The sequence below is a fragment of the Williamsia sp. Y844 genome, from assembly GCF_056786475.1.
Window position 1 is genome coordinate 413,767 of the sequence record NZ_JBXCJB010000002.1, and the last position, 21,484, is coordinate 435,250.

The window sequence follows — 21,484 nt, forward strand, 5'->3', positions numbered from 1 at the left end:
CGTACCGATATACATATTTACCAATAACGTTAGTCGTGTTCCCGCGCGCGGGCAACTACCTGTCGCTAAGCAGCGCAAGTGAATTGGTGAGGATTCCGAGGGGCTTCCGCCGCAACACGCTGATCGGATCAAGGCAACCCACAACGTCCTCGTGCGGTGCTCGACTACTCGAACCCGGTGAATCCATCTACTCCGGGCGCTGCACTCTCACCGGGACGGATCGATGAGGATTTTCGCGTGGCGCTCGGGATCGCCGAGGTCGTTGAATGCCTGGGCGACGCCGTCGAGGCCAACGGTCGCCGTGTGCAGGGGCGACGGGTCGACCTTGCCGGAGGCGATCATGCCCAGCGTTTGGCTGAATTCTGCTGGGTCGTAACCGAAGACGAAGCGCAGATCGATCTCTTTGCTGAGGGCAACAGCTGGGCGGAATTTGTCGACTTCGGTGCACATTCCGACCACTGTCACCAGTGACCGGAGCGGTGCGTTGGCGACTATGTGATCGATGATTCCGGGGACGCCGGCACATTCGAACACCACTGGGCCGCTGGGGGATTGACCGAGTCGATCGGCGCCGAAGAAGATCTTCTCCACTGAGGCGAATGGGATCCGGCGCACGGCTTTGGTCATCTTGAGTGCGAAAGCGAGGAGTTCCGGCGTCGAGTTCACCGGATCCTTGAGTGTGAGGGTATCCCAGGGCGTTTGGACCTTGGGGTCGACGACCACATCGGCACCGCACTGGGTGGCGAGCTTCCGCCGGCCGGATGAGAGATCGGAGGCGATCACCGTCGTGACGCCTGCGGCCTTGAGCATCAGGATCACCGCCAGGCCGATGGGACCGCAGCCGATGACGACGGCGGGGCGTTTCTTGCTGATTCCCGATCGACGGACCGCATGCCGTGCGACGGTGAGCGGCTCGGTGAACGCGGCCTTGTCGGGCGAGACGCCGTCGGGAACGGGGAATGTCAGCGCTTCCTCCACGAGGGTGTATTCGGCATAGCCACCCGCTGCGTGAATGTCGAAGCCCGTCAGATGCATTCCGACCTCGGTGTGCAAGATGGGCAGTGCCGTGACCGTCGTACCCGCAGCCCAACGGCCCCGGGTCTTCGGGCCGTACGACACCACCTCGCCGAGGAACTCATGTCCGAGAATGACTTCCTGGTCCGGAAGGATCGCTGTCGTGTAACCCGATTCGAGCATCAACGCATTCAACTCGGAGGCGTCCTTGGTGGCGTGCAGATCCGATCCGCAGATCCCGGTCCGCAGTACTTTGATCAGGATTTGGCCCGGACCTGGCTCGGGTGTCTTTACCTCGCGAACGCTGAGCTCGCCCTCCGTGCAGACAACGGCCTTCATCGCGTCTATCTCCTATGCATCGATGGAAATTGAGCCCTGGGCGCGAGAGACGCACAGGATCATGTGGTCGCCGCGTTCGTAGTCGGTCAGAACATTGTCTCGGTGCTCCACCTGGCCGTCCAGTAACCGCACCTTGCACGTTCCGCAGAAACCTTGTTGGCAGGAGTAGGCCTGTCCTGGCTTGGTCCGCCGAATCGCCGTCAGAGCGGACTCGTCGGACTTGACCTGTACCTCCACGCCCGTGTTCGCGAGGCGGATCGTGAACGCCTCTCCGCCGAGAATTGGTGGTGGGCTGAAACGTTCGTAATGCAGTGTGTCGATCTGCGGGTCCGGAATCTGTGCGCGAATTGCGTCGATCATTGGTGCCGGCCCACATGTGTAGAGCGCGGCACCGGTTGGTGCGAGGTCGATGATCTTGCCGGCGTCGGGTGTGCCGTACTCGTCGTCGGGCCAGATGTGGATGTCGTGGTCGCCCACGATCTGGCTGATCTCGTCGAGAAAGGGCATCGACGCTCGGTTTCGGCCGGTGTAGATGAGGACGTACTGGTCGCCTCGACGAGCCACATCGCGCAGCATCGGCAGAATGGGCGTGATCCCGATACCGCCGGCGACGAAGACATACCCGCGGGGAGAGTTGATGAACGGGAACGCGTTACGCGGACCCGTCAACGTCAATTCCTGCCCGACCTCAAGGCTGTGTACCTCCGCCGAACCTCCACCACCACCGCGGGTTTCGTCAATGCGGCGGACCGAGATGCGATAGGTGCGTAGATCGTCGGGGTCGCTGTTGAGGCTGTACTGGCGCGTCCGGCCGGTGGGTAGGACGATGTCGACATGGGCGCCGGGATCCCAGGCTGGGAACGGTTGTTCGTCGGTGCGGGTGAACCACAGCGTCCGGACGTCGTTGGCCTCTTCGCTGACGCGCGCAATTCGAACATGTAGTTCACGATCGACGGTGGCCACCGGCGAACGGCCACGGGCCGAACGCTGGGCGGCTTTGGTCCACCATTTCCCGGTCACCGTCTCGAAGAATCGGAAGACGAACGCGTCCGGGATATCGGTTCCCGGCGTGTAGTGAACGGGCTGATCGCCCCTTCCGGCTCGATTCGGTTGGTGTGCAATTGCTCTCATGATGTCTGGGCGTCCGCAAGAGCATCTGCACGCATGGCCGCGGGCGACTTCGCCAGATAGGCGACGGCCTGCGATGTCGAGCCCTCATGGGACGGATGATAGGTCGGCAGGAAGTACTTCCAGGATGCCTTCGCGAAGGTACCCACTCCGGGAACGATGTGACGGACCTCGGCCCATATCAGTTTGACGATGCCGGCCCGGGGTCGCTTGGCGGAGGCCGGGATCGTGGGATCGTTCGCCGTCATGAACTTGACGCCGCGCCACCACAGAGAGAACAGCAGGATTCCGCCCACCGCATAGGTGCGGACCCGGCGCCAGTACCGGCCGTCGATGTGCTTGTAGACGTCGTACGCGACGGTGCGATGTTCGACCTCCTCGGCCCCATGCCATCGGAGCAAGTCCAGCATCGTCTCGTTCGATTTGAGTGCATCGAGCTTGGGGGAGTTGAGGCTCCAATTGCCCAGTACTGCAGTGAGATGCTCGACCCCGGCGACCAATGCGGCACGCTCGATCAGCCATTCTTCCCTGGCCTGGCCCTCGAGGTCACGATCCCCGAGCACCTTGCGGAACATGTCCTCGATTTCCGCGACGTACGGCCTGACATCGAGACCGTTGGCGTTGAAATAGTCCTGCACTCCCTGATGGGAGGCGGCGTGGACGCCTTCCTGGCCGATGAACCCGACGATGTCCTCGTGTAGCTGGTCGTCCTGAATCATCGGCAGAATCTCGCTGAACACCTTCACGAACCAGCGCTCACCCTCGGGGAGTAAGAGATGAAGGACGTTGATGTAGTGCGAGGAGAAGCGCTCACCCGGAATCCACTCGAATGGCAAACCGGCCCAATCGAATTTCACGTTGCGGGCGTGCAGTGCGACCTTGCTGGGATCGCTGTGGCGCTGCGGTGTCATGGCCATCTCGAATCTCCGTTCTGATGCTTCACGCCGGTGCTGATGAACTCAGTGACGAGGGCTGTGATCAGGGTGGGGTTCTGCTCCACTACCCAGTGGTTGCCCGGGATTTCGCGTACACGCAGGCTGTCCACGAACGGTTTTGGTGCTTCGAGTCCGAGGGGCACGGTGACATGCGCGTCGTCGGTCGGGGCGAGAACCTGCACCGGACACACCGCTCGAGCGGGTCGTGGTGTGAGCAGGTGGCGAAAATTGGCGCGGTACAACTCGATTCCGTTGATCGCGTCGCGCCGGGACCGGCGTCCGGACGGGACCTGACGGTCGGTCGGCACGCCGATGTTCTCGGATCGGGAGATCAACTTCTCGACGACACCGCGCCGTACCAGCAATTCGGGGAGGAACGGCAGTTGGAACGCGAAGATGTACCAGGAGTCGGCGAGTTGACGGAGGAAATCGCGTGGATGACGGTGCCCACGGCGCAACCAGGCGCCGGCCATGTCCAGGCTCGGCCCGGAGATGGACGTGAATGACATGAGTCTTTCGGCGAAAGCTGGATCAGTTGCAGCGGACCAGCTTTGGATCGATCCCCAGTCGTGGGCGATCAGATGGACAGGTGCGTCGGGGCTCGTCAGGGAGATGACGGTCGCGAGATCGTCGCGCAGTTGGGACATCGCATACCCGTCCCGCTTGGCGGGTTGGCCTGATGCTCCGGTACCGCGCACGTCGTATGTGACGACGTGGAAGTCGCCGGCCGCCAAAGCGATTGCCGGTTCCCAGACCGAGTGGTCGTCGGGGAATCCATGGACGAATAGTGCCGTGGGCCTATCGCTCTTGCCGTACTCGTAGATCGCGAGCTTGACGCCGTCGGTGGCGTCGGCGAATCGCGTTGGCTCACCTGGCCGAGTGGCATTGTTGGCGATGAGTGCGGGGGCCCCATGCGTGGTCGGTGCGTTGGTCACTGAATGGCTTCTTTCAATTGTTCGATGGCGGCGTCCGCGAAACCGGCGGCAGGTGAAGCGGCCGACGTGAAGCGAAGCTCGGGGTCGTCGATCGGGTCCTTACCGAGGACGATCCGGTCGCGGTTGAAGTCCTGGGGAGCCCGCCACGGTCCGTGGGCGCCCTGCTTGGGGAACAGGTGCATCGCCCGATTGATGTAGCCCGCGTCGAATTCGATGAACCGCTTGACCTGCATCGAGCTGTCGGAGACGACGGGTACGACGCTGGAGTAGCCGTACTCGCTCATGTGGTCGAGAAGTCGGCAGAACCACTGTGCGACGAGGTCTGCCTTGAGAGTCCACGAATGGTTGACGTACCCGACGGTGAACGCGAAGTTCGGGAGATCGCTAACCATTACGGTCTTGTAGATCACGTGGTCGGGTAGGTCGATGGGCCGGCCGTCGACCGCGAATGCGATCTTTCCGAAGGGCACCATCTTCAACCCCGTAGCGGTGACGATGATGTCGGCGTCGAGCCGCGTACCTGATTCGAGTTCGATCCCGGATTCGGTGAACCGCACGATCTTGTCGGTGACCACCGCAGCGCGGCCCTTCGCGATTGCTTTGAACAGGTCGCCGTCGGGGACCATGCACATGCGCTGGTCCCACGGGTCGTATTCGGGATGGAAGTGGGTATCGACGTCGAAGCCCTCGGGGAGCGCGGCAGCCGTGATCTTACGGACGAGTGCCCGAGCCTGCCGTGGGAATTTCCGGCTGCCCTTGTAGACGAGATTTCCTTTGCGAATGCTGATCTCGCGGGAGATCGAGTAGGCAGTTTTCTCGGGGAGGATCCGTCGGAGTGTGTTCGCGATCGGATCCTTGCGCGGGATGGGGATCACGTACGACGGGGACCGCTGCAGCATTGTGACGTGCTCGGCGTTCTCTGCGATCGACGGCAAAAGTGTGACCGCGGTGGCGCCACTTCCGATGACCACGACTTTCTTGCCCGAGTAATCCAGGTCCTCGGGCCAATGCTGCGGGTGGATGATCTGACCCTCGAAGTCTTCACGGCCCACGAACTCCGGTGTGAAACCCTCATCGGCGTCGTAATAGCCGGCGGCCGAGAACAACATCGACGCGGTCACGTCGAGGCGGACTCCGTCGATGACACGCTCGAGTGTGACCACCCAACGCTGTTCGGGTGTCGAGAAGTCCGCCTGGACAACCATGAAGCCGAGATGGATGTGGCGTTGTAGATCGTTTTCGCTGACCGTTTCCTGGAGGTAGTCGAGGATCTCGTTGGCGTCGGCGATCGAGTTGTCGCGGCGCCACGGCTTGAAGCCGAATCCATATGCCTGCAGATCGGAATCAGAGCGAATCCCGGGGTAGCGGAACAGATCCCACGTGCCGCCGATCGATTCGCGCGCATCGACAATAGCGAAGGTTCGGCCGGGCTGTGACTGCTTGAGGTTGTATCCCATCCCGATCCCGGCCAGACCGGCGCCGACGACGAGGACGTCGACGTGATCGAATGCGACGCCTGAATCAGGCGCAGGGGCTGTAGGCATGTCAACTCCCGTAGTTGAGCTTCTGTGTGACGTTGCCTACAAGCGTCGCAAGAGGGTGGCGTTTAAACTTGTCTTCAGGCGACATTGATTTGCCATTTGACGACAGTGGCTCGTTCGACGGAGGCGTCAGTGCGGCGCGCCAACCTAGAGGATCGGATCCTCCGGGCGACTGCCGCGTCGGCGTTTGAGCAGGGCTCGCGGCGACTCGCCGTACCAGCGGCGGCAGGCACGGGTGAAGCTGCTCTGCTCGGCATAGCCCAGGGCCGAGGCGATCTGTGAGGCCTGCAAGCCGGTTGCGGCGAGCTCCCAGGCGCTCGCCCGTCGAACCTCGTCGAGAATTTTTTCGAAGGTGGTGTCTTCGGTTGCAAGTTCGCGTTGCAGCGTGCGCTCGTGCAGCGACACCGCTCGGGCCACCTGGTTGAGGCCGGCCTCGCCGACCAGGAGTAAACGCCGCGTGACGTCGCGGACATGCTCGGCCAGTGCTACGCCGGAATGGACCCGGGCCAGGTATTCCTGGGCAAGTGTGAGTGCGGCTTCGTCGCGATCCTCGATGGCACGGGTGAGATGCGCCGGCGACAGGTGGATGGTGTTCTGGCTCTGCCCGAACTCGGCCGGGCAACCAAACACATCGAAGTAGGACTCCAGTGGTGCGAGCCGCTCATGCTGGAACGTGACCTTTATCGGCCCCACTCTGTCGCCGATCATGACGTTGATGGCGTTCATGGCCAGTGCCTGGTTCTTTTCCACCATCTGGCGCCGGTCGAAGTCGTTGTGGAGGATCGTCGAGTACGAGTAGATCGCCGATCCCGGCGACGTGGTCAGCCGCGCGGTGTCGGCCGGCGCAAGGTTTCCGACGAAGCGGCAGAAGTTCGTGATCGCTTCGCCCACTGTCTCGGCATTGCGCAAGATGACGCTCAGCGGTCCCAGCGATGCGATGCTCTGCATGCCACCGAGGCGCAATCCGAAGTCGAGACAGTCGAATTCGCGAGCTGCGTGGCCAAGTACCGCGGCGGCGTCTTCGTAGCGGACATACCGGTCGAAGTCGCCGACCGCGAGCGGATCGATGCCCCGCGACCGGAGAAGGCTGTCGGCATCCCCGCCGAGTTCGGTGATGAGCTCATCTGCCCGGGAGATCAGCGAAACTCGCGTCAAGACGGCCACGAATCACAGTGTGGGGGCAGTGTCGTACAAAGACAAGTTCGGTCTCGGTGGTACCCAACTGTCGCTGAACGGTGTTGCACGCTCGTGCTACAACGATCATGTCTCGGCGACGCTGATCGAGCCCTCGAGATCTTCGTTCGCACCACAGATATTCATCAGGAGGAACATTCATGCCGACGTTGGCCGAGGTCATCAATCCGTTCGATGAGGGGACAAATTTTGTTGTCCCCGAGTCGTGGACCCAGGGCCGCACGGCGTTCGGAGGCCTCACCGCAGCCTTGGCTGTCGAGGCGGCCCGACAGGCTCACGGCCCGGACCTTCCCCCGCTGCGATCGGCACAGTTCGCGTTCACCGCGCCGGCTGTCGACACGGTCCAAGTGGCCACTCACATGGTGCGACAAGGTCGTTCGACCACAAGCATCGCGGTGGAATGTACAAGCCAATCTGAGGTTGCATCACTGGCCACGTTGGTGTTCGCACGTCCACGTTCGAGCATTGTCGATCACTCGTCCATCACTCGGCCCGATGTTCCCGGACCCGATGAGTGCCCGCCGTTCGCCGAGGCTTCGTCGCTGCGGCCGGCGTTTGTCGAAAACTTTGACATCCGGCGCGCCGGAGGAACCACACCCCTGTCGAGGGTCGATCGGCCCGAGTTTGTTGCCTGGGCCCGCCATCTGGACGCGACCGGGGTCGATCCTCATGTTGCGGTGGTGGCGCTTGCAGACTGCCTCGCTCCCGCGGTCACCACCTCGTTCGTCGAGTGGGCGCCCATCAGCACCATGACCTGGACCCTGCATTTTTGTAGCGACACCGTCGCCGACCCGTCGGGATGGTTCCTCATCAGATCATCGAGTGACTATGCAGCGAACGGCTATTCGTACCAGACGATGGCGGTCTATGACGCGGACAAAGCCCTCGTCCTGACCGCGACGCAAACGGTCGCGCTCTACGCCTGACGCCCGGTGCCTCCGGAGAGTTTCTCCGCTTAAGCTGGGGGTCGACGCCGGGAACTTCTCAGCGTCGAAGGAGGGAGGCCGGGTATGGCTGAAGTGAAGACTGTGCCACGGCGTCCGCGCGCCGACGGTGAGAGGAATCGCGCCCATATCCTGGCGGTCGCGGAGGAGGTGTTCTCGGAGGAGGGGATCTCGGGCTCGATCAACGAGATCGCCAAGCGCGCCGGTGTCGGTGCGGGCACCCTGTATCGACACTTTCCATCTCGGGATGCGTTGCTTGCTGAGTTGCTTCGCAGTCGTGACGAGGAGTTGGCGGCTCGTCGGGACGCTATCGAGGCTGATGAATCGGATTCCGCCACAGCTCTTCAAAAATGGCTCGACGCGGTAGCCCAGTGGTCCTCCGCGTTCGAGGGCCTGCCGAATCCGTTGCGCGAGGCGCTGACTCAAGAGACGTCGCCGTTGGCGCTCACCTGTGAAGGGTTTGTCACCACCACTGAGCACTTCCTCGACGCGGCCCAACGTGATGGGGCGGCGCGCGGCGGGGTGCGGGGTCGCGAGTTGTTCCTCGCAGTGCTCGCGATGTCATGGGTCAGTGGTGCCGCCATGGCGGACGAGACGTCGTCGGAGGCGTTGCGGGCGCTGATGCGATCGGGCTGGGCCCGATCTGCAGACTAGCGGCAGTAAGCGCGTAGGCGAGGTGTGATTCGACCTGAGCTTGCTAAACGGAGAACCTATCCGTAACGTCGAGCGCAGCGGAGAGCCTCTCCGGATAGCGAGGTCGAACGATGGATAAGCCGCAGATGCTGCTGGCCATGCAGTTGGTGGGCGGATACGGCAGCGAACCGGGGGCCTGGCGGTTGCCAGATGTGAACTTGGACAGCCACACCGACATGGACGCCTACGTCCGCTTCGCGCGAAGCGCAGAGAACGGCAAGATTCAGTTGCTGTTTTTCGCCGATACGCCGGCCTTGGACATCGATCTTGCGCGGCAACCTTTGAACTACGTGCTCGATCCGATTGTGGTGATGACGGCGATAGCACGGGAGACTTCACGGATCGGATTGGTGGCGACGAGCTCGACGACGTTCACAGAACCGTTCAACCTCGCCAGGCAATATAAGGCGCTCGACGTGATCAGTCGCGGCCGCGTGGGTTGGAATGCGGTCACCACCTCGAGTCCCCAGGCGGCGGCCAACTTCGGTGCCGCTATTCCTCCGCGGCAACAGAAGTACGAGCGGGCCCACGAGGTGATTCAGATCGTCGAGTCTTTGTGGGGCAGTTGGCAGAAGGACGCGTTCATCGGTGATGTCGAAGGCGGTGTTTACGCCGACCCCGACAAGGTGAGTCCAGTGAACCTGCGGGGCAAGTACGTGGCTGCGCGGGGCCCGCTGGCCATTCCGCCGTCCGAGCAGGGGCAGCCGGTGATCTTTCAGGCCGGTGGCGGCCGGGAGGGGATCGAGTTGGCCGGCATGTACGCGGACGGTGTGTACGCCAACCCTTACACCATCGAGAGTGGGCGTGCGCAACGGCAAGCGCTGCGTGCGTCCGCGGTCGCGGCCGGCCGTGAGGCGGACGATGTGAAGATGTTTGCCGGGTTCATGCCGACCGTCGCCGATTCGAAGGAGCATGCACTTGCGCGGCGTCGTCGTCTGGATGAGTCGATCGATCTCGAACAGCGTGTCGGGTACTTGGGAGCAATGTTGGGACTTCGGTTGAGCTACGACGATATTGATCGCCCGGTCTCCGGTGCCATGCTCGCCGCCGCCGTGGCCAACCCTGGCGATCCGCGATCGGAACGGGCGCTCGAGGTGGTCCGAGAAGGCTGGTCGCTGCGAGATGTCATAGCGCACGGCGTGATCGACTATCACCCTGTTGTCGCCGGAACGCCCGAGGATATCGCCGATCACATGCAGGAATGGTTTGAAGCCGGTGCGTGCGATGGCTTCTCGATCGCCGTGGACGGTCTTCACGACGGCGTGAACGCGTTTGTTGATCGGGTTGTGCCGATCCTGCAGGAACGTGGGATCTTTCACTTCGACTACGACGGTCCGACCTTGCGGGACAACCTCAAGGCCGCACCACGCTACGGGCGCGATGCGCGCGTATCACACTGACCTCCAAGAGAATAGAGAACACGTCATGACAACACTGGGAATCATCGGTAGCGGAAACATCGGCACTGCAGTCGCACGGTTGGCAGTCGCCGCCGATATCAACGTTGTGATCGCCAATTCGCGAGGGCCCGAGAGCCTTACAGGTTTGGTTGAGGAACTGGGACCCCACGCTGCAGCGGGCACCATCGAGGAAGCCGCGGACGCGGGGGAGGTCGTGTTGCTCAGTATCCCGGCCCACGCCTACAGTGCGCTGCCCAAGGGGTTGTTGAGCGGGAAGACGGTACTCGACACCGGAAACTACTATCCGTCTCGGGACGGCCGCATTGCCGACCTCGACTCGGGAACGGTCAACCAATATCAGTGGAACCAGCAGCATCTGCCTGATGCTCTTTTGGTGAAGGCGTTCAACAACATTCTTGCGCACCACATTCCGCAGCTGGCGCGTCCGTCCGGTGCTTCGGACCGCAGCGCTCTTCCTATTGCCGGAGCTGATTCTGATGCGGTCGCCCTCGCTGCGGGTCTGATCGACCGCCTGGGTTTTGACACCCTCGATGTGGGATCCGTTTCGCAGACGTGGCGTTTTGAGCCGGAAGCGGCCGGTTACACACAGGTCTACCTTGCCGATCCGACTGTGCCGGTCGAAGAGTTCATGACCGCTCCGGCCGCGCCGGTATCGAAGGGGAAGCTCCGTGCGGCACTCGACGCCGCCACACCCGTGGATGTCGCCAACCGCCTATTTTGAAAGACGTAGGAGGCACCGGCGGAATACGCACCGTCGCCGCCAGTAACAAAGGTCTCACCTTGCGTACAGCGCAGCAGCACGGACAGCGTTATGTGCGCTACTCCGAATTAGCCGAGCAATCGGCCTCGTTGGTGTCAGAACGCCTGCTCGATCCACGCGTCACCTGAGACCGGCTTGCCCTGGAACGTGCCCACCGGGTCGGCAGTGCCCTCGTAGACGGGTGCGCTGCCCACGGCGAACTCCTGGTCTTGGAGTCGCGTCGTGACGGTGATGTCTGCATCGAAGGAGGGGATCTCGACGCGGAACTGCTGGGCGTAGCCGTTCCCGCTGTCCGGGCTTGTCCACAGCTCGCCGACCGGCGTCACCTTGCTCGCCACGTAATAGAGGTTGCCGTCCGCATCCTGCAGGGTCGCGTAGGCATCTACCGAGACGTCGATCTGCGGTTTGTAGCCCTCGGCGATGATGCCTGCGTTCGAGATCGTGTAGCCATTGTCGAGTTGCATGTCTTGCAGTAGCCAGCGAACGCGGGTGTCGGACGTGTTGCCGCCGAAATTGCCGTACTCGTGGTCCATCCAGGTGGTGCCCTCGACCGCGAACTCCTCGCCGTCGACGGTGATCGTGCCCGATGCCGCGAGCCTGGTGTACGAGAGGTAGTAGTTGTCCTTGGTTATGTCCTGTGTCGTGGCACTGGGCTCAATCCCTGTGCCCCAGACGTAGAACGGACGCCCCTGCTGAGAGAAGGTGAGATCGAATTCGACCTCGTCGAGAGTCTTATCGTCGACGAGTAGCGCCTGCACAGCGATGTTCTTGCTCGGGTCTGCCTGAGGTGCAGTCATCGATACGTGGTTGCGGACGGCGACCGCGGTGGCACCCTGGCCGTCGCCGCCGGTGAGAGTCACGGTAGGCGTGGTCGTGTAGCCGGTGCCCGGCTGCAGCAGGGCGACCTGGCCGACGCCGCCGTCGGCATCGAGGATGGCGATGCCCGAGGCACCGGATCCGTCGCCCTCGATCTTCACGTCGGGGGCCTTCTTGTATCCGGATCCCGCGTCCGGCACGCTGAAACCGCCGACCGCCCAGCCGGGATCACCGAGCTTCGCGTACCAGTCCTTTTTCGGATCGCCCTCTGCCCAGGTCGCGACGTCGAAGGCGCCGAAGGGGGTCGGCCCATACACCTGCGTGCGCTGGTAGTGGCGCTCGTTCTTGACGTCGCTGAGGGAGACCTGAGTCATCGCGAAGTGCTGACCGGTAAAGGATGCGGCGTTGATCTCGAAGCCGAACGTCCGGTCGCCGGCGCGGAGCGTGCCGATGTGCCACCACCATTCGGTGGGGGCACTTTCGTGGCGGTACATGTCCTTGGGCACGCTGAGGACGGCGTTCTCCTCGGGTACCGGGTCGGGTTTGGTCGTGCCGGTCCATATCGGGTTGGCCGGGACGGGAACGCTCGGCGCGGGGACTGCGCCCGAAACGTTCGATGCGGTGACTGCTCCCGAATCATTCGGCGCGGCAACTTCTTCCGCGCCTCCGCACGCGGTCAGCGCCGCCGTGAGTGCCGCGACGACGCCGAGCGCGGACGCGCCGCGCATTAGCGTGCGAACTGACATGAAATGCTCCCTCAACTCCTGAAGTACCGAACATCGGCGTTTTCGCGACCGACGTTATGGAACGACTGCATAGAAATAGCAACAACGGGTCTGTCCGCGGTCTATGCGCCTCAGGAGGGTTCTCGGCCTGAGCAGGTCTTAGCTGTTCGGAAAACCGTCGAAGTGATCGCAGGCAGATTGTTGGATCGCTGATTGCGCGGATATGCAAAAAACTTGCACCGCAGAAGTTTCCACGCTTTTCAAGCGGCCGTCTTTTGCTCCGATTTGGTTTTCTTATGCAAACATAGTACTTATGCCCGCGTCGGACCGTGTGACCATTCAACTGATCGGAGAGATCTCAGTTCGATGTGATGACCGCGTGGTTGATCCCCAAATTATCGGAGGTCCGCGCTGTTCCGAGACACTCGCGTACTTGACGGTCAACAGGCAACGTGACATTCCGCTCGACGAAATCGGGTCGATCCTGTGGCCGAATATCAGGCCACAGTCGTGGAACTCCACGGTACGCACAGTGATTTCGAAGGTGCGTGCAACTCTGGAAGCGGCGAATGTGCCAGGCGACTGTATGCGATCGCGTCGTGGTCATATCCAGTTTGTACTTCCGGAATCGGTCCGAGTTGATCTGGAGTCAATCCGGACCGTGTGCCACAGCGACGATGAGACCAACTGGGTGCGGGCAGACCTCGCGCAGGCTGCACATCGGCTCCTTGCCGGCCCGGTGCTGCGTGGTGTCACGGGGGACTGGGCGGATGCGGTCAGAACCGAGTGTGAGCAACTTCGTCTGCAGGCTTTGGATATCGACGGCCAGAGCTCGTACGAACTCGATGCATTGGATCGCTCCGTGTCGTGTGCGGAGTTGTTGATCAATCTTGATCCGCTACGAGAGCGCGCGTACCGGCTCGCGATGCGCGGCTACCTCCGTCTCGGTGATCGAGGACAAGCCCTGGATGTGGCGGCACGGTGTCGGGATACCCTGTCGCGTGAACTGGGCGTCGATCCCTCTCCGGAGACTGAACAACTGTTTCTTGAAGCATTGAGGACCGAGACTGCTTCTGTCACAACTGCGCCTGGAGAGTCATTCGACGGTCCTGACAGTGGGGGCTGCTCCAAAGTCCTGGTGAGCCTCGACCGCGAACTCGACATCATCGCCTCCGCGTGGGAGAAGGCCGCCGGTGGTGTGGGCCAGTGCGTAGTTGTCACCGGTGATGCCGGACTGGGCAAGACCACCCTCATTTCCGAAGCGATCGATCGCGCACAAGCCCTGCACTACGACGTTCTCTTCGGTCGGTGCAGCGAGGACGCGATCATCGCATTCGAGCCGTTCGTGGAGGCTGCCGGCCGCGAACTCGACGCGATGGGAGTTGCGCAGGCGCGGCGGTGGTTGAGTGAGAATGGCTCTGACATTTTGCGGTTGATTCCGCATGTGGCACGCAGATTCGATGATCTCGCTCCAGTGGAATCTGCCGGCGATGATCGGTCACAGATGGTGACTGCAGTCCACCAGTGGCTCACTGCTCCGACACGATCAGTTCCAACTGTCCTTTTCGTCGATGATCTGCATTGGGCGTCGAGTGCAACGCATTCGCTCCTTCGCTATCTGCTGCAGGCGTGTTCGACTCGGCCCGTGTGTTTTGTACTCACCGCCCGCACGCATGCTTTGGATGATCCGGATCTCAATACGACGCTCAATACCGCTACCCGGTTAGGTGGGGTGCACCGGATCGCATTGAGCGAGTTCACCGTCGACGACGTTCGGGAGTTGGCCTCGACACTGGGATCAAACTTGGACCCGGCGGAATTGCACGCGCGTACGAATGGGCACCCTTTGTTCGTGACTTCGCTGTTTGCCGCCGGTCCGGCAAACAACAGCTCAACGCTACCGACGTCGGTGGTCGAGTTCGTGCGTCGCGCCGAACATAGTCTGGGTTCTGCCGCACAAGATGTGCTGCGGTTGTGCGTGGTGATCGGCATGTCGGCTTCTCGTTCAGTCTTGCGCCTGGCCGCTGACACCATTGTCGATGATGCTGAGTTCTCTGAAGCACTCGACGAACTCCTTCACACACGCCTGGCGACCCTCGTCGAGTCCAGGCAACGTGCGCTGGCCAGTAGTCGGGGAATGTACTTGTCCGGCACCATTGATGACACTGTCGCGCTGCGGCACCCATTGGTTCAGGAAGTGGTGTACTCGGACATCTCGCCGGGAAAGCGCGCAACGCTGCATTCGCGCGTTGGACATGCGTTGGCTCAACGGGGGATTCACACCGAGCCTGAAGACTACGCGCGTGTTTCCTACCATCTGAGCCGCGGACTGACCACTGACCGACATCGCGCAGCTGTGTTCGCGCGGCAGGCCGGAGACCAGGCTTTCGCCCTCGGTGCCTATGAGGATGCGCTGGCGCACTACACCTATGCCGCGGAACAAGTCCCGGACGGTGAGGACAGTGACCGCCATTGTCGGATGCTGATCGGGATCGGACGTGCCCGCCGCGCGCTCCGTGATCCAGGCGCCCGCGCGGCTGCGTTGGCAGCGGTGGCGATGGCCCGCCGCCTGGGTGATCGTGCGCTCCAGGTCGATGCAGTGCTGGCCAGTGGGCGACGGGGGATCGAATTCGTGCAACGCTACGAGGTCGACAACGAACGCGTGGACGTCATCGATGCGATCTGCACGGATATGACCCAGACCGGCCAAGATTCCTCTGCCGACTTCGCAACTCTGTTGTCCCAGCTGGTTATCGAGCATGCGTGGGACGACAGCCGATCTGACCGCGACAGAATGCTCGAGCAGGCGGCCGGCATCGCCCGCCGGCTCGGAGATGGTCCGCTGCTCGCCAACGTATGCGTTGCCGCTCTCATCGGATTGCGGATTCCACACAGCCACAACATGACCACCGCAGCTCTGCGCGAGTTGAACAGCTTGGTCGATTCACATGCCGGCGCGTTGCCTGATGTGACCACCGTGGTGTGGCTGTCGCGGGCCCGGCTCGAAGAGGGCGATCTGATCGGGGCTCGATCTGCTCTCGATACGATCACCGACGCGCACATCGATGGCGATCCCGAACTGGATTGGCTGGTCAAGTATGGCCGACTCGGTGTGGATCTGGCTGCCGGTCGTCTGGGCCAGGCGCAGGAGCAACTGATCCAGATTCGCGCGATTCCGCCGTCACCGGTTGATACCGGCTATTACGGCCGGCTGCTTCCGGCGTTGACGGCCCTGGGGACACTCCGCGGGAGTCTGCAGGAAGTGGTGGACCAATCCGCCCTGATGCGTGCTCATTTCGATACGAACCACACGTTGCGGCCGGCGTTGGCCGTTGCCCTCCTCGACATCGGTGAGCGCGACGGCGCAGCCGAACTCCTGGAGTGGTACACCCCAGAGCGTATCGCCGGCATTCCGGTCGACCCCATGTGGCTGTCCACCGTGACCCTCATCGCCAGGGCAGCAGCCGACCTGTCCGCGGCGGAGCTGTGTGAACAGCTATATCTGCGTCTCGTAGATCATGCCGACTGCACGGTCCTGACATGGGCCAGCCTCTATGGCGTGGTGCACCACCATCTAGCGCACCTGGCCCTGGGTTTCGGTGATCTCCCTCGGGCCGGTTACCACGTCACTGATGCACAACAAGCCCATGCTGACCGTGGATTCGGTGGATGGGAAGCCGAATCGAACTATCTCGGACTACGAATCGATGCCGCCCAAGGTGCTCTCGATCAGAAGCAGGTGGCGCGGGTTCGCGCGCAGGCAGCTCAGATCGGCGCCACAGCGGTCGTTCGCCGGATCGACGCTCTACTCTCCGGTCAACCATGACGGTGCTCGATGGCAATGCCGCAAGGCAATTGCAAAAAATACGCACTTTGTAGCTGTACTGAACCCGGTGTGCGGAGATCCAGGCCCGCGCAAGACCCGAAATGGACGTAGATATGACCTGCTCGACGCTGTGGTCGGTTGCAAGTGTCTCGTGAATGTGCGATCGGCCAACTTCGGAAGTCAGGCGTTGGTGTGGCGCTCAGTGCCGTGGCGTTGACACTCATGGTGAGTGGATGCACCGATTCCGGGTCCGGAAGCCGCGACGGGTTGAAACCGGTTCCGACCCGGACCACACCGGCCGCGACATCGTCGGTCCCAGCCACCGACCCTGGTGGGGTGCTGGCGGTCAACGACTTCACGGTCTTGCCGAACTTTGTGTGTCTGAAGGATGTACCGGCCCGAGTGGTTGTGACGGTCGGCTGGAGTGCGCCGTCGGCGACGGAGGTAACGATGTCTCTCGACGGTCAGGCACTGCCGGTCGGGATTCAGGACAACCTGCCATATCAGGTTCCGGCGGGCGGACCGACCGGCATCGGAGCAGCAGTCGTCTTCGCCTGCGACGGAACGACTTCGCACACCATCGATATCGAGTGGACAGCGCCGGGAATCCTGCCGGCCTCTCGCACTGTCACCGTCACCAAGGAGTCCAACGATGGCTGATGCCACGTCCCAGGCCGGCTCGGTCAGCCGACGCCGGTTTCTCACCGGCAGCGCCGCACTGATCGGTCTGCCACTACTCGGGGCCCCGTTGCTGACTGCGTGCGCCTCGGGCAACGCCGCCTCGGGCGGCGGGACCTGGTTCGAGCCGAATGTCCGTGCGAGTGAGAACGGTACGCTGAGGACTCAACTGCGCGTTCGGGATTCCGATGTGGCCTTGGGCGGTGGGAAGGTTCAGGCGGTCACGTATGAGGGCACCTATCCGGGACCGACACTGGATGTGCGTCCAGGCGATCGCATCGAGGTCTCCTTGATCAATGAGATCGGCGAACCGACCAATCTGCACACCCATGGGTGGCATGTCTCGCCGAAACAGCCGAGCGACGATGTCTTGCTGGCCGTGGAGCCGGGCGAAACGTTTGACTATGCCTATGATCTCCCGTCGGACCACTCGGCCGGAACGTTCTGGTATCACTCGCATCAGCACACGCTCAGTGACACACAGGTTTTCGGCGGTTTGTTCGGTGCCCTGATCGTGCGTGGTGAGCTCGACGAACTTCCGGGCGTCGCGGGTAGACCCGAGCGGCTTCTCGTGCTGAGTCAGACTGAAATCGCCGACGGTCAGATGGTTCCGGGTGACAAGAGCTCGAACAACCTGCAGCAGACGTTGGTCAACGGCACGTTCCAGCCGACCACCGAGATCGCGCCGGGGGAAGTGCAGCGTTGGCGAATCATCAACGCGAGTTCTTTGTTCCTGCGACTGCAGCTCGACGGACATCCCATGCACGTGATCGCCATCGATGGCGATGCACTGACCTCCGTTGAGACACGGGACGTCATCGAGGTGGTCCCAGGGGGACGGGCAGACGTGCTCATCGGGGGAGCCGATGAGGGAACATACCAACTGCAGTCACTGAGCTGGGAAGAGTTCGGCCCCTTCTATTCATCGATGGTTCCGGCCCCGATGCCCTTGCTCACGTTGGTGTCGCAAGGTGACCGGCAGAGTCCCGAACCCGTTCCCACTGCACTGCTGCCTTTCGACGACCTTCGCGACGCCGTCATCGATCGCAGACGCGAATTCGTCTTCGAAGAGATGGAGCCGCGCGGTACCGGCGACATCGAGCACTTCATGTATTTCATCAACGGCACCACGTTCGATCACCATGTGGTCAACGAGACCATGACACTTGGTGACACCGAAGAGTGGCACTTCATCAATCGGACGTACGAACCTCACCCAATTCACATACACGTCAACGATTTTCAAGTTATTGCGATCAATGACGAGCCTGTCGACCAGCAGCACTACCGGGACACAGCAATGCTCCCGCCGTTCGGTAGCCTGACCATCCGGCACCGTTTCGAGGACTTCACCGGCCAGTTCGTCATGCACTGCCACATCCTGTTCCACGAGGACCACGGCATGATGCAGCTACTCGAAGTGGTCGATAGATAACCACGATCAGATTTTGTCGCAACATGATTCGCCCACCGCGCTGAGAGCGCAGTGGGCGAATCAGGTTGCCGATGGTCAGCTGCTGTCGAGTAGTCCGGCAAGTCCCGAGAGGGGACCAGGCGAATCCGTTGCTTTCGCCTTCCACATTGATACTCGTTTCCTCAACTCGATCGACCGCGTGACCTGACGAGGCTCGCGCATCCGTGCACTGCATCTGGATGTGTCCTTGTCACGCGCTGGAGCCGAAACCGGGGATTTGCCCTCCGATGGTGTGCCGCGGGCATTCGAGCCCACATGTGGACCCAATCAAACTCCGGAAGTGCAACTTTTTCGCATTCTCGGGCTTTGACGGGCCATCCGGCGATCAGACATGGCCGTGATGAATGTTCAGCGGGACTTCCTTCCGTCCGTCACGAGGCCCAGATCGTCGTCGCCCTCGATAAGGGATCAGCGCGTCCCATGCCACACTGCCCGTGCACCACTGTCGCCGATCCGGTACACCATCACGATTGAACCAATCGCGAAGATGAGCAACGCGAAGCCGGCGAGCAGAGTTATTCCGGTGCGGGCGCGTGCTTGCAACCTCTCGAGCCGCGACACTGTCCAATCGAGGTGCAGCGCCCACCAGATGACAGCGAACACGAATAAGGGCGCCGCCCATATCAGTGCTTGATCTCCCAGTTCGGCGTGCTTCTCAATCAGCGAATTCGGCGGGACCTTTTGCTCGAGCGATTCGCCCGCGCTGGTGGTCAGCGGTACGAGGACGAGTGCGACAAGGGCCAGCACGGGTGTGATGACCCCGAGTTTTCGTCGCGCGGCGGGCCACACCACGCCGAGCGCCGCGCAGATCGCTGCCAGCGGAAGGAGAACGACCACGAAATGCACCAACAGCGGGTGGAGCGGTAAGCCGTTGATGGAGTCCATGCGGCAGACGTTAGGCGGAGGGTGCTGAAGTAACGCTGAGTACGGCGCGAGGTGGGTACGGTTGGCCGCATGAAAGTGCTCGTCGTCGAGGACGACATCAACGGCGCTGAGACGATTCGGCGTCGTCTGCGTGCTGATGGTTGGGCTGTGGACGTGGCGCACAACGGTCTCGACGGTTTGCACATGGCTCAGACGCGTGGATACGCCGCGATTGTCCTCGACGTCATGTTGCCGAAATTGAACGGATATCAGGTGATTCGCGCTCTGCGTGAACAAGATGTGTGGACCCCCGTGCTCATGCTGACCGCGAAAGATGGTGAGTACGACCAGGCTGACGCGTTCGATCTGGGCGCCGATGACTACTTGATCAAACCGTTTTCGTTCGTGGTGCTCAATGCGCGGTTGCGGGCGCTGCTCAGACGTGGGTCGCCGGAACGACCCGCGGTTCTCGCGGCAGGCGACCTGTCCGTCGACCCGGCCTCTCATGTTGTGCAACGCGGGGTTACGACGATCGAACTCACCCCCAAGGAATTTTCTGTACTGGAGTTTCTGCTGCGCCACAAGGGAACCGCAGTGTCAAAGACCCAGATCATGGGATCGGTGTGGGACGTCAACTATCACGGAGATGAGAACATAATCGAGGTCTATATCGGATACCTCCGCAAACGGATCGACCTTCCGTTCGGTCGTGCATCAATCGAAACGGTGCGAGGCGTCGGATACCGTCTGCGTGACGATGGTGGCTAGAGTGGCGAGCCGAGTGGGAGTTCGATGACGATTGTTGCCCCTCCGAGCATCGGGTCGGTTACGTATACGCGTCCACCGTGAGCACGCACCACTTCGTGGACGATCGCCAGGCCCAAGCCCGTACCGCCGCCGCGGTCCCTGTCCATGTCGAGCCGCACGAACCGGTCAAAGATCCGTTCCCTTAGCTCATCTGGAATGCCGGGGCCATCGTCGGAGATCTCGACTCGCACGGTTCGCCGGTGCTCATCGACAACCATCCGCACCTCCACCTGCGTGGACGCGTAACGAATGGCGTTGTCAAGGACGTTGCGAAGCATGGACGAAAGTCGTTGTGGGTCACCGGCCACACGCGCGGGCACCAGGGTTGTCCGGATCGAGATGGCATGCGCCAGTTCGCTTCGCCGGACACCTTCGTCCACCACCTCATCGAGGTCGACGCCAACGCTCTTCAGTCGCAGACCCTGTTCGTCAGCGCCGGCCAGGAATAACAAGTCGGTGACCAGATCGCGCAAGCGGGTGACCTCCGGTTTGAGGATCTGATCCGCTGTCGCAACATCGATTGGCTCACCGGTCTTGATTGCCAGGTCGACGATGCCGACCAACGTCACCAGGGGGCTGCGTAACTCGTGCGAGGCGTCTCCCACAAACTGCAGCTGCCGCGAGTAACTGTTTTCAAGGCGGTCGATCATCGAATTCATCGTGTCGGCGAGTGCGGCGATCTCGTCTCCGGATTCGTCGACCGTTATCCGAGCGCTGAGGTCGGTCGTCGAGATTTGCGAGGCTTCGCGGCGGATCTTCTCGACCGGCTTGAGTGTCCGGCCGACCAACACATACACAAGCCACACCACCAGCGCGAGTACAAACGGGAAGAACGCGCACAGGAGAACGAAGACGAAGACCACGACTTTCCTCGCGCGGCCTTCAGACGCGGCGACCTCCACGCCGAAATCGCCTTGCGCGGTCGAGACGCCGACAGCCACGCCTCGGTACTCGGTGTTGCCGCCGTCGAGTCGGACATCACCGAATGATCTCTGCTCGCCCGGTTGCGGAATAGACGGCTGCAGTGCAGATTCTGGATCCTCCGGTTTGCTCGTGGCCAGTACATGCCCGCTCGAGTCGACGATCTGGATCAGGTCGACCACGTCCGAAGTCGCCGGCAACGAGCGATCCACATCATCCACCGTGTTGCCGCGCAGGACAGCTATCACCTCTTGGGCCTTGGCTTCGGTTGCCCGGTCGGCGGCTTCCAGCAATGTTTGGCGCAAGATGAGCAGCATCGCAGCCGCGCCGACGGCCAGCGCGAACGCGACGAGCACCGATGCCACGAGCACGAGACGCCTGCGAACCCCGGTCGTTTGTCTGCGTAGCCACACGCGTGCAGGGGCGAACCTGATGGGCCGGGGGTTTTGACCGTCCATCGCCCCACCCT

17 protein-coding genes are annotated in these 21,484 nt (G+C 62.0%); 8 read left to right on the forward strand and 9 right to left on the reverse strand.

The window, feature by feature from the left end; translation table 11 throughout:
* Positions 1-207: 207 nt before the first annotated feature.
* The 6 genes from AC1TQG_RS14245 to AC1TQG_RS14270 all read right to left on the reverse strand — a co-directional run bounded on the left by AC1TQG_RS14245 (position 208) and on the right by AC1TQG_RS14270 (position 7,056).
* Positions 208-1,353: a zinc-binding dehydrogenase gene (locus AC1TQG_RS14245; RefSeq protein ID WP_482137889.1), complete on the reverse strand. Its 1,146-nt coding sequence runs from the start codon at positions 1,351-1,353 to the stop codon at positions 208-210.
* A 12-nt stretch (positions 1,354-1,365) separates the two neighbouring features.
* Entirely contained in the window at positions 1,366-2,484 is a 1,119-nt protein-coding gene (locus AC1TQG_RS14250; protein ID WP_482137891.1) for a PDR/VanB family oxidoreductase, read from the reverse strand.
* A complete protein-coding gene (locus AC1TQG_RS14255; protein ID WP_482137893.1) occupies positions 2,481-3,398 on the reverse strand; it encodes a metal-dependent hydrolase in 918 nt (305 codons plus the stop codon). The genes AC1TQG_RS14250 and AC1TQG_RS14255 overlap by 4 nt, the downstream gene beginning before the upstream one ends.
* Complete coding sequence (locus tag AC1TQG_RS14260) at positions 3,389-4,351, reverse strand: alpha/beta fold hydrolase (protein WP_482137894.1); 963 nt, start codon at positions 4,349-4,351, stop codon at positions 3,389-3,391. Before AC1TQG_RS14260 ends, AC1TQG_RS14255 begins: the two co-directional genes overlap by 10 nt.
* The gene (locus tag AC1TQG_RS14265) at positions 4,348-5,895 is read right to left on the reverse strand and encodes a flavin-containing monooxygenase (protein WP_482137896.1); all 1,548 of its coding nucleotides are present in this window, start codon (positions 5,893-5,895) and stop codon (positions 4,348-4,350) included. Before AC1TQG_RS14265 ends, AC1TQG_RS14260 begins: the two co-directional genes overlap by 4 nt.
* A gap of 144 nt (positions 5,896-6,039) precedes the next feature.
* Positions 6,040-7,056: an AraC family transcriptional regulator gene (locus AC1TQG_RS14270; protein ID WP_482137898.1), complete on the reverse strand. Its 1,017-nt coding sequence runs from the start codon at positions 7,054-7,056 to the stop codon at positions 6,040-6,042.
* Positions 7,057-7,226: 170 nt separating this feature from the next.
* Between AC1TQG_RS14270 and AC1TQG_RS14275 the strand changes: the two genes are divergently transcribed.
* The 4 genes from AC1TQG_RS14275 (at position 7,227) to AC1TQG_RS14290 (ending at position 10,865) form a co-directional block, all read left to right on the forward strand.
* The gene (locus AC1TQG_RS14275) at positions 7,227-8,012 is read left to right on the forward strand and encodes a thioesterase family protein (RefSeq protein ID WP_482137900.1); all 786 of its coding nucleotides are present in this window, start codon (positions 7,227-7,229) and stop codon (positions 8,010-8,012) included.
* Positions 8,013-8,096: 84 nt separating this feature from the next.
* Positions 8,097-8,684, forward strand: a complete 588-nt coding sequence (locus AC1TQG_RS14280; RefSeq protein WP_482137901.1) for a TetR/AcrR family transcriptional regulator — start codon at positions 8,097-8,099, stop codon at positions 8,682-8,684.
* A 110-nt stretch (positions 8,685-8,794) separates the two neighbouring features.
* Positions 8,795-10,123, forward strand: a complete 1,329-nt coding sequence (locus AC1TQG_RS14285) for an NtaA/DmoA family FMN-dependent monooxygenase (RefSeq protein WP_482137903.1) — start codon at positions 8,795-8,797, stop codon at positions 10,121-10,123.
* A 25-nt stretch (positions 10,124-10,148) separates the two neighbouring features.
* Positions 10,149-10,865: an NADPH-dependent F420 reductase gene (locus tag AC1TQG_RS14290; protein ID WP_482137905.1), complete on the forward strand. Its 717-nt coding sequence runs from the start codon at positions 10,149-10,151 to the stop codon at positions 10,863-10,865.
* Positions 10,866-10,999: 134 nt separating this feature from the next.
* On the opposite strand, the gene AC1TQG_RS14295 is transcribed toward AC1TQG_RS14290, so the two are convergent.
* Positions 11,000-12,466 carry a lipocalin-like domain-containing protein gene (locus tag AC1TQG_RS14295; protein WP_482137907.1) on the reverse strand — a complete coding sequence of 489 codons (1,467 nt, stop codon included), beginning with the start codon at positions 12,464-12,466 and terminating at the stop codon, positions 11,000-11,002.
* Positions 12,467-13,031: 565 nt separating this feature from the next.
* Between AC1TQG_RS14295 and AC1TQG_RS14300 the strand changes: the two genes are divergently transcribed.
* The 3 genes from AC1TQG_RS14300 to AC1TQG_RS14310 all read left to right on the forward strand — a co-directional run bounded on the left by AC1TQG_RS14300 (position 13,032) and on the right by AC1TQG_RS14310 (position 18,384).
* A complete protein-coding gene (locus AC1TQG_RS14300; protein ID WP_482137908.1) occupies positions 13,032-16,271 on the forward strand; it encodes an ATP-binding protein in 3,240 nt (1,079 codons plus the stop codon).
* Positions 16,272-16,463: 192 nt separating this feature from the next.
* A complete protein-coding gene (locus AC1TQG_RS14305) occupies positions 16,464-16,931 on the forward strand; it encodes a hypothetical protein (RefSeq protein ID WP_482137910.1) in 468 nt (155 codons plus the stop codon).
* Positions 16,924-18,384: a multicopper oxidase family protein gene (locus AC1TQG_RS14310; RefSeq protein WP_482137912.1), complete on the forward strand. Its 1,461-nt coding sequence runs from the start codon at positions 16,924-16,926 to the stop codon at positions 18,382-18,384. The genes AC1TQG_RS14305 and AC1TQG_RS14310 overlap by 8 nt, the downstream gene beginning before the upstream one ends.
* Before the next feature lie 447 nt (positions 18,385-18,831).
* Here AC1TQG_RS14310 and AC1TQG_RS14315 read toward each other — a convergent pair whose 3' ends face one another.
* Positions 18,832-19,308: a DUF2231 domain-containing protein gene (locus AC1TQG_RS14315; protein WP_482137913.1), complete on the reverse strand. Its 477-nt coding sequence runs from the start codon at positions 19,306-19,308 to the stop codon at positions 18,832-18,834.
* 69 nt (positions 19,309-19,377) lie between these two features.
* On the opposite strand from AC1TQG_RS14315, the gene AC1TQG_RS14320 reads away from it, so the two are divergent.
* Positions 19,378-20,055, forward strand: coding sequence for a response regulator transcription factor (locus AC1TQG_RS14320; protein ID WP_482137915.1), 678 nt, complete (start codon positions 19,378-19,380; stop codon positions 20,053-20,055).
* Here the strand turns inward: AC1TQG_RS14320 and AC1TQG_RS14325 are convergent.
* On the reverse strand, positions 20,052-21,473 hold the full coding sequence (locus tag AC1TQG_RS14325) for a HAMP domain-containing sensor histidine kinase (RefSeq protein ID WP_482137917.1): 1,422 nt from the start codon (positions 21,471-21,473) through the stop codon (positions 20,052-20,054). The genes AC1TQG_RS14320 and AC1TQG_RS14325 overlap by 4 nt on opposite strands.
* Between the last annotated feature and the right edge of the window lie 11 nt (positions 21,474-21,484).